This window comes from Nocardioides sp. Soil796 (assembly GCF_001429525.1).
Taxonomy (GTDB): domain Bacteria; phylum Actinomycetota; class Actinomycetes; order Propionibacteriales; family Nocardioidaceae; genus Nocardioides.
This window is the reverse complement of record NZ_LMSQ01000001.1, coordinates 96664-105707: the sequence shown is the minus strand read 5'-3', so window position 1 is coordinate 105707 and position 9044 is coordinate 96664. Positions and strand designations below refer to the sequence as shown.

Here is a 9044-nt window from a genome sequence, read left to right as displayed (position 1 = left end):
GGGCTGGTGTCGAGCTCGTCGTCGAACGCTGTCCAGTCCACGCCCGGCGGGCAGGGGGGGGGGAGTNGCTGGCCAGCTGGTTCAGGACCAAGCCGAGTCCCAGTGTGCGCTCGTTGACCTGCAGATCGTGCTCGATGGCGGACACCATCTCTGCCGCGCTGGCGACCGTCAGACGGTTTGCGGTGGCTGTGAGGTCGTCACGCATCATTCGTGCTACTGCGTCTCGTTGTTCGGCACCGCTGTCGGCGTAGCGCAGAAGGATGCGTAGCGACCGGTCCAGGTTGAACGTAGAGGGCGCGTCCAGTACGTGGAGCCCGTGAGCCAAGATGCGGCGGCTCCAGTTCGGCCATGCGCGCGCCATACCGTCGTCAAGGACGTCGAGAGCTACCTCGGGGCCGATCGGTAGATGCGATCCGAATCGTTCGGGAGCCTCCTGGTCGACCGTCTCGATGAGCTCGACCACGGCCTGATGTTCGTGGGCGCGAGGTTCCGCGAACATCTTTCCTGTCGCGAACAACCAGGTGTTGCGCCAATGTGGGCTGGGGGCCAGGAGACGTAGCCGGTTGATCAGGGTCTCAAGGGGCGCGTCGCTGATTCGCCGGGCCGCCATGAGTTCTTGGAGTGAGCGCACGTCGAAACCGAAGCCGTCGTTCCGGGGCGCGATCAGGACCAGTCGCTGTGTGGCAGACCTAATGATCGAGTCCAGGACGTCGGAGTGGTGCCCGTCGGGCTTGAACTCGGCGTCGTTGAGGATGTGCCAGACGATGTCGCGCAGCTCCGGCTCTGTTAGAACAGCCGTGGAGTGGTCGGCCGTCTCGCTGCGCTGTTGAAGCACGAAGCCGGCGCGCTCGTGAAGCTGGTGGATGAACGGCTCGTACTTGGTCAGGAGCGTGCGGACCATCGTCGGTTTGTTGCGCTCTCGTCGTACGACGGTGTCGTAATAGCTCCAGAACAGGCTGTACCGGTCTGGTGCGATGGTCCCTGCGCCGTCGACGATGATCGACAGGATGAGTACTTGCAGCGGCGTCCGCAGCAGTTTGACGAGGTTCTCATCCTGCGCAGCGTTCCGAAGGGCCGTGACGACCTTGCCGATCCGCTCGTCGTCGCCGCTAAGGCGTACTTGGGCGGCCTTAGTTCCGAAGGCGACGGCCTCAGCGGGTGTCAGGTCGTCCAGTCCGATGGTTTCGAACGACGTCGGGTCGATGTTTTCGGTGTAGCCAACCGGGCGGGTCGTGATGACGGCGAGTAGGTCGCATCGGTCTCCCTCTGCGTTGTTGACGAACTCCACGACGCGCTCGATCGCCGTGCGCCGCGTCTCTGGCTCGGTGACCTCGTCCAGGCCATCGAATACGACTAGCCAGGGCCAAGCGCGCAGCCAGGAGGTCAGCGTTGCGGGAGTGACGGTGCCATGGTTCGACTTCTTGCTGATGTGTTCGGCCACGTATCGCATCAGCGATTGGTCGAGCTTGTGGCCTCGTTCCTCCGCGTAGTCGGCGAGGTCGATGCGCAGCGGCCAGCGCCGGTGCCGCGGGAGTTGGTGCCCCAGCCTCCGCAGCACGTCCACGGTCCCGGTGATCACGGTGTCGTGGTTGGCCGCTAGTGCCGTGGAGCCTTTGAGCGCTGCAACCCGGTATGCCTGCACGATCAGCTTGGAGATCGTGGTCTTCCCGTTGCCCGGCTGGCCGGTGAGGACGATGTGGCGCGGCCCGTCCACAGCTGTGATGTCTCGAGCTAGGAGGTTGTCTCCCCGCTCGAAGACATGCCGCAGCACGGTGCTCCTGTGGCCTCCGCCCGGGAAGGTCACGGGGAGATCGATGGCGACCTCGTGTACCGGGATGCCGCGGTTTTCGCGGTCACCGGCGTCGTCGAAGTACACGAGCCCGTCGGAGAGTAGTTCGGTGCGTGCCTGGTCAAGCAGAACCGGTTCGCTGTCCTTAAGGGCGATGTTGCCCGTGAGTTCAGAGATGAAGGTGAAGACGTCGCTGGCGGTCAAGAAGGCGTCGAACCGGCGGCGCACGCCTTCGTGCGTGCTCAACAGAGCGTCTAGCTGGTTGCCGTCCCAGAATCGGATCGTCTTGATGTGCGCGATCCGCTTGCGCCGCTGGACCCTATCGAGAATTGCATCCTGATCGTCGATGTCGCGGCTGGGGTCGTTGAGTCTGTCGCGGTAGGCCTTGATGTTCTTGCGGATGGCGTCGTGGCCGCCCGTGTTCTGAACGGGCGTGAGTGCGACGTTGGTGATGAAGACGAGCTGATCGGGCAGGGGATCGCGCGGGTCCTTCCTATCCCACTCAGCCCAGGCGTCGAGTTCCTTCTTGACCTCTCCCCACAACCACGAGGCATTGGTGGTCTCCGAGTCGGAGATCTTGTCGTGATGCTTGACCTGGAAGACGGTGTAACCGCTGAAGGTGTCTTCTGAGGGCTCGAGTGCTGAGGCGAACTTCAGGTTGCCCTCGAAGTACAGATCGCGGCCGCCGTCCTTGCCAGCGCCCATGACCTGGACACCTGGGCCGAACTCGGCGATCGCCAGCGCAGCGGCCATCGACTGAAAGGCACCGGGGCACAACAACTGCAGCTGGTGCTTCACGGACGACTCCACTGTTCGACGGACGGCTCAAGGTAGCAACGCGCAGCGACACGGCGGGTTCGACCCGCGCGGTCACCCGTCCGTCTGTCACCAGGGCGCTGCCGCGGAGCGAATCCCTACCGATTCTGTGTTGAAAGGTAGGTGCGTCGCGTTTGGAAACGTTCGGCGCATCTCGACGAATAGGCCCCGCGCCACCCTGGTCAAGAAGTTTCTGCAATTTTCGGGGGGACGGCCTCTGACCTGCGGAAACGCGCGTCCCTCCTCTGCGTCCCCCCTCCAAATCGGGGGTTTGGGGGGACGGATGCGGGGACGCCCGCTCGCGACCTTTCTGCCGTGCACAGCCACGGACGAAAGGGGAGCGAGTGCGATGAGTGTGGGTGACCAGCTCGGCCTCGACGACAACAGCGAACTGCTCGACCAGGCCCGCCAGAAGTGGCCGGCTTGGGTGGCCGCGGATCCACGGCTTGGAGTCGTCGAGGAGTTCGACGACCTCCGGGCCTGGCTGCCCTCGGTGGACAGCGCAGCCTCTGACGAGGTCCTCCTGGCGCTGGCCATGCTGGCGGCTCCGGATGGCGGCGACGACATCGCTGCTGCGGCCGCGCTCGCCAAGTGCCTGCTGCCCGGCGCGTGCCGGCTCGCCGGCTGGCTGAGCACCCTCCCTCCCCGCGAGGTCTTCCGCGACAGCCAGCCCGTCGCGGCAGGCTCCTGGTCGGCCGTCGAGCGGATCGACGAGCTGGTGGCCTCCCAGCTGTGGATCGAGGTTCGGACCTTCAAGTGGCGCCGGCTGCGCAAGGTCGCCGCGAACATCCTGATCAACACTCGCGTCGGCGTCCTCCGCGAGGTCGGGGACTTCTTCTACGTCTCCCGGGCCGACCGCACGTGGGCGAACACCACCCTCGTGGAGTTCTTCTCGTCCGGAGACTTGGCCGACGGCGACGCAGGAGTGTGGAGCGCCGCCGCGATGCCGACCGAACGGGTTGCTGGCGCCCTGTTCCACCGTCCCGAGATCCTCGCCGACGCCGGCCCGGAGCAGGAGGAGCCGTCGGCCACCGAGGAGCTGCTGGAGCTGCTGGCGTGGGCCTGCGAGAACCAGGTGATCAGCCCGGCCGACCGGTACCTGCTGCTGTGCCTGGTCGACGAGGCCGACCGGGTCGAGACCCGCAACCTTGCTCGCGGCTACGGCGGTCTGCTGAGCAACGAGGTGTCCAGCCGGGTCGCGCCGCGGGTCGGGGTGTCCGAGGCAACCGTCCGTCGCCGCGGCTCGCGCAGCATGCGCGCCCTCGCCGCGGCCGCCCCGAGGAAGTTCGGCCATGACGAATGAGCGCAACCGTGATCGCTCCCACCGCCCCACTACACATAGGCGACTGGAGGTGGTGAAGCCCATGACGAACACCCAGGACGACCGCGAGAGCCGGACGCCGGAGCAGGTTGCCGAGCTGTTCGCGATCGCCGGCCGCGAGACCGAGGCGATCGAGCAGCTCACCGGCTGCGTCGCCCAGCTGCACGAGGTCCAGGCCGCCAAGGCACAGCTGGCAAGCCTGACTCCGGCTGAGGTCCGCGCCGCGCTTGAGTTCCGCCGCGGCGGCATCGGGGAGGCCCAGTGAGCACCCAGATCTCAAGCCGCCCGGTCGGGGTCGACGAGCTCAAGCGGGCCTGGGATGCCGTGAACGCCGGCGAGTTCCGCACCGGCGTCGGCGCCGGCAAGGGACCCCGCGGCCGCGGCCCCGCCGCCGCGGACGACTGGTCGCCAGCCGCGGGGGAGCACACCATCGCGGTGATCGGATGCGCCGGGTCGGTCGGGGCCAGCACCATCGCCCTGGCTGCCGGCCTGGCTGCCGCCGGCCCGGTCCGGGTGATCGAGTGCTGCTCGGTCACCGCCTCTGGTCTCGCCGCCGCAAGCACCGCCGAGCTCGGCCTGCACCCGACCGACTGGCGTCAGGGCAAGCGCGACCACGTCCTGCTCGAGCGGGCCAGCGAGGTGCTCGCCGGCGTCGACGAGATTCCGCTGCCGATCGACGCCGAGAACGAGACCCAGCTGACCATCCTCGACGTCGGCTGGGAGGCCGGCCTGCTGCTGGCCACCGACTGCTGGCTCGCCGAGGCCGTCCGCACCGCCGACCAGGTCGTCCTGGTCACCACCGCCACCGTCCCCGGGATGCGTCGCGCCTCGGTCGCGCTCGAGCTGCTGGCCAACCACTGGCAGCCCGAGCAGATCGCCCTCGCCGTGCGTGGGCCGCGCCGCAAGAAGTGGCCCCGGGGCCTCGAGCACGCCGGCGGCCCCGCCGTACGTCGCGCCCTGGTCGCGGACCGGTGCGTGGAGATCCCCGAGGAACGCGAGCTCGCGGTCAACGGCCTGGACTCCCGGCCCGTCCCGGCCCCCCTCATCTCGGCAGCCCGTCAGCTGCTCGAGCCCGCCCACCTGTCCACCGACACCAGCGAAAGCGCCTGACCCGCACCGAGTCAAGCAAACCCAGAAAGGAAGTCCACCCATGGACGTCATGACCGCTCTCCTCCCGATGGCCGCCCAGGTCTGCCCGAAGGCGCCGCCGGGTGCCGTCGGACCCACCAACGAGATCACCAGTTACGTGCTGTGGGGCGTCATCGTCCTGTTCGGCCTCGGCATCGTGATCGCCATCGGCGCGATCATCGCCGGCCGCGTGTTCTCCCTGCCGCACGCCTCCAAGGTCGGGGTGATCTCGGTGGTGGTCGTGTTCGCCTGCGCGATCGCCTACCTGGTCCTGCCCGGCATGCTCAACGGGATCCTCGGCAAGGGCTGCATCTGATGCGGCGCGCAGCCACGAAGAAGGCCGAAGGTGCCACGGAGTGGGGCCGGCGCCGCCTGCTCGGAATCCTGGTCGCCGCCGTCGTCGTGGCGGTGCTCCTGCTCGGTGGCCTCGGCTACGCGGTCTACCTGGCCGTCGCCGGGATCGGTGAGGAAGCCAGCGCCAACACCGACGTCGCCACCGGCGAGACCGATCGCTCGACGGTGGCCCAGGGTGCCGTGCATCGCGACGAGGTAGCGGCCGAGCCGATGCTGGCCGTTCCCGAGAGCGCCGCCTTCCCGGCCGCGACCCCCAGCGCCAAGGTGCCCGTCATCAAAGTCCCGGCTGGCACCGGTGTGAACGGACCGGCGTTCGTGATGACCGGGTTCCCGCACACCCCCGAGGGCGCGATCGGGCAGCTCGCGCAGATCGACCTGGCGGTGCTGCAGTCGATGAGCCTGACCACCGCGGCGGAGGTCTACAACGCCTGGGCTCTGCCCGGCGGGGTCCGCGCCGAGGAGTGGTGGATCACCGCCAGCGTCCAGGCCTTCTTGACCAGCACCGGAATGGGCGAGGTCAAGGACCCCAGCGCCTCGGTCTCCCTCGAGCCGGCCGCCGCGCTCGTGAAGGGCACCGACGGGCCCGACTGGACCACCGTCTGCGTGCTGATGAAGGTCACCGCCTCCTACAAGCAGGAAGGCCAGATCGCCTTCGCCCACTGCGAGCGCATGCAGTGGGTCGGCGGGCGCTGGATGGTCGCTCCCGGCGCCCCGCCCGCACCCGCCCCCGCGACCTGGCCCGGCACGCAGCTGGCCCACGAGGCCGGCTGGCGCACCTGGTCGACCGACGACACCACTGACCCTGACCACATCGAAGGGGACCACTGATGAAGAACCTGACGACCGGCAACGACGACTCGCGGGCCACCCTGGTGCGCATCGGCATCCTGGTGGGGATCGCCTGCATGGTGGCCACCGTCGTCTGGCTCGGTGCTCGCACCCGGGCCGACGACGACTCCGGCGGCCCCGACGCCACCGGCGGGGACAACTCGAGCCAGACGGTCGAGAACGCATCGGTCGAGCAGGTCGCACCGGACACCGCGCCGGTCGACGGAGTCGTAATCCCGACCGGCGACGACCAGGTCGACGGCTACCCGACGGGATTTCCGGCCACCGACCTGGGCGCCGTGGCGCTTCAGGTCGAGCTGGCCAAGGCACAGCTCGGGTTCGACTTCGACCAGGCCGTCACCGTCGCCCGCCTCTACGCCAATCCCGAGGACAAGGCCGTCTTCGAGGAGCGCTCCCGCGCCGCGGTCGCGCTGCGCCGCCAGCAGGCCGGCGTCGCGAAGGAGGGCGACGTGCCCGCCCCCGCGTCGTACGCCGTCACCCCGGTCGCCTTCACACTCGAGGAGCTCGACACCGGCTACTACGCGGTGAACCTGCTCAGCTACGTCACCCTCACCACCGTTGACGGCCAGGTCAAGGACAGCCTCTACGCCGGCACCCAGCTGATGCGGTGGCTCGACGGTGACTGGCGACTGGTCCAGGGCAGCGAAGCGGACATCGAGCACCTGGTCTCGGAGGGCCAGCCGCAGGCGGTGGCGCCCGGCACCCCCGAGTTCGCGAAGGCCGGCTGGATCCGGATCAACGGAGCTCCCCAGTGAGCACCGTCATCACCGCCGTGCGCCGGGCGAGCCGACTCGCCAACGCCGCCCTGGCGCTCCTGGTGCTCACCACGCTCCTCGGAGCTGCCTCGACCCTCCAGCCTCCCGCCGCAGCGGCCAGCGAGCCGGCCGCCAGCACGGCGCACCTCGCTCCGATCGCCCCGGTGGTGGCCAGCGGCACTTTGCCGGCCCGCAACCTCAAGATGGGCTGCCCGGGGCCCGACGCCCTGTGCGATCTCGGCGGCGACGCCGTCGACTGCGCCAAGGACCCGATCGATTGCGGCAAGGACGCCGCCGGCGATGTGAAGGACGGTGCCGGCGACCTGCTGGACGGCGCGGGAGATCTGCTCCCCGACGGCTGCGGGATCCTCGACGCGATCTGCGGCAACATCGGCGGGTTGCCCGGGCTTCCGGGCGTCCCTGGGCTGCCCGGGATCCCCGGTCTGCCGAACGTCGGTGACCTCTTCGGCGGCGGCATCCCCGGTCTCGGTGACATCCCCAACCCGTTCGAGGCCATCGGCGACGTCATCGCCAAGGCCGCGGCCGACGCCTGGACCGCGGCCATGCTCGCGATCTGGAACTCCGGCCTGTTCGTGCTGCGCATCGTGCTCACGTTCAGTGAGCTGTTCTTGACTCCGGACCTGAGCGCCGACGGCCCGGGCAAGGACGTCTACGCCTTCACCCTGTGGCTGGCGCTGGCCCTGGTGGTCATCTTGGCGATGATCCAGCTCGGCGCCGCGGCCTTCAAGCGCGAGGGCAAGAGCCTCGCCCGGGCCTTCATCGGGTCCGGCCAGTTCGTCTTGGTGTGCGCCTGCTGGTTCGGGTACTGCGTCATGATCATCGCGGCGTGCGGGGCGCTGACCAAGGCGCTGATGAAGTCGCTGCTCAAGGTGCAGACCTGGCCCGACTGGGACCCGCTCGGCGGACTCGGCATCGACGACATCGCCGACGCCGGCGTGGCCACCGCTCTTGCCTTCCTGGGGATCTTCCTGTGGCTGGCCGCCATCGGGCACGTCCTGGTCTACCTGGCCCGCGCGGCGTCCCTGCTGGTGCTCACCGCCACGGGGCCGCTCGCGGCCGCCGGCCTGGTCTCGGAGTTCACCCGCTCCTGGTTCTGGAAGTCGCTGCGCTGGTTCCACGCCGCGGCGTTCACCCCGGTGCTGATGGTGATGGTGCTGGGCATCGGCGTGCAGTTCGCCAACGGAGTCGCCGCCCACCTGGCCGAGGACACAGCCAAGGCGTTCGGCACCGCGCTGCCGGCCGTGATGACGATCCTGATCAGCGTCGTCGCCCCGCTGTCCCTGTTCAAGCTCCTGGCCTTCGTCGACCCCGGCACCCCCAGCGGCGCGTCGTTCCGCCAGGGCATGGCCATCCAGGGCGGCCTCCAGGGCCTGCTCAGCGGCGGCGGCGCAGGTGGCGGCTCGTCGGCTGCGTCGACCACTGACGCCAACGGCCGCTCCTCGGGCGAGCAGAGCGCCGAAGCCTCGACCGGCGACCGGTTCAGCAAGTCGACCCAGGGCGCCCTGGGCAGCTTCGGGCCGGTCGGCCAGGCCCTGTCGACCGGCATGGGCTGGATCAACTCCGCCGGCGCGAAGGCGACCTCTCTGATGTCGGACGAGAGCAACCAGGCCGGTGTGGGCCAGAGCACCTACGGCCCCGACTTCAGCGGCCTGGGTGGACGGCAGTCCGGTGGCCAGTCCGGCGGCCAGGGCGGGACCCACCCCGGGTCGCAGAACGGCGACCGGAGCGACGAGGACTCGTCGATGCCGACCCCGCCCACGCCTCCTGCGCCGCCCACCCCGACGACGCTGCCCACCGGCGGCGGCCCCGGCGGCGGTTCAGGCGGCCAGGGCGGCGGAGGAGCTGACGCCGCTCCCAAGACCCCGGCCGCCGGCGGTGGGGGAGCGGCTGGCAGTGCCGGCGGCGCCGGCGCGGCAGCTGGCGGCATCCCACCGGTGGCGGTGTAACCGATGCGCCGACCGCCCCAGCTCGAGCACCGATCGACACCCACCGATCTCACTGACCAGAAGGG

At 69.4% G+C, this 9044-nt stretch carries 8 protein-coding genes; 7 read left to right on the top strand and 1 reads right to left on the bottom strand.

Translation table 11 applies throughout. From position 1 onward, the window contains the following. Positions 1 to 67: 67 nt before the first annotated feature. The coding region (locus ASH02_RS00430) for an NACHT domain-containing protein (RefSeq protein WP_235538933.1) at positions 68 to 2587 on the bottom strand (2520 nt) is incomplete at its 3' end. A 367-nt stretch (positions 2588 to 2954) separates the two neighbouring features. On the opposite strand from ASH02_RS00430, the gene ASH02_RS00425 reads away from it, so the two are divergent. The 7 genes from ASH02_RS00425 (at position 2955) to ASH02_RS00395 (ending at position 8979) form a co-directional block, all read left to right on the top strand. Then, on the top strand, positions 2955 to 3908 hold the full coding sequence (locus tag ASH02_RS00425) for a hypothetical protein (protein WP_056680611.1): 954 nt from the start codon (positions 2955 to 2957) through the stop codon (positions 3906 to 3908). Between the two features lie 61 nt (positions 3909 to 3969). Beyond that, on the top strand, positions 3970 to 4191 hold the full coding sequence (locus ASH02_RS00420) for a hypothetical protein (protein ID WP_056680613.1): 222 nt from the start codon (positions 3970 to 3972) through the stop codon (positions 4189 to 4191). Beyond that, positions 4188 to 5036, top strand: coding sequence for a hypothetical protein (locus tag ASH02_RS00415; RefSeq protein WP_056680616.1), 849 nt, complete (start codon positions 4188 to 4190; stop codon positions 5034 to 5036). Before ASH02_RS00420 ends, ASH02_RS00415 begins: the two co-directional genes overlap by 4 nt. 40 nt (positions 5037 to 5076) lie before the next feature. Beyond that, the gene (locus ASH02_RS00410) at positions 5077 to 5370 is read left to right on the top strand and encodes a hypothetical protein (protein ID WP_011755687.1); all 294 of its coding nucleotides are present in this window, start codon (positions 5077 to 5079) and stop codon (positions 5368 to 5370) included. Next, positions 5370 to 6236, top strand: a complete 867-nt coding sequence (locus ASH02_RS00405; protein ID WP_056680619.1) for a hypothetical protein — start codon at positions 5370 to 5372, stop codon at positions 6234 to 6236. The genes ASH02_RS00410 and ASH02_RS00405 overlap by 1 nt, the downstream gene beginning before the upstream one ends. Then, positions 6236 to 7012 carry a hypothetical protein gene (locus tag ASH02_RS00400; protein ID WP_056680622.1) on the top strand — a complete coding sequence of 259 codons (777 nt, stop codon included), beginning with the start codon at positions 6236 to 6238 and terminating at the stop codon, positions 7010 to 7012. The genes ASH02_RS00405 and ASH02_RS00400 overlap by 1 nt, the downstream gene beginning before the upstream one ends. Then, on the top strand, positions 7009 to 8979 hold the full coding sequence (locus tag ASH02_RS00395) for a type IV secretion system protein (protein WP_056680625.1): 1971 nt from the start codon (positions 7009 to 7011) through the stop codon (positions 8977 to 8979). Before ASH02_RS00400 ends, ASH02_RS00395 begins: the two co-directional genes overlap by 4 nt. Positions 8980 to 9044: the final 65 nt, after the last annotated feature.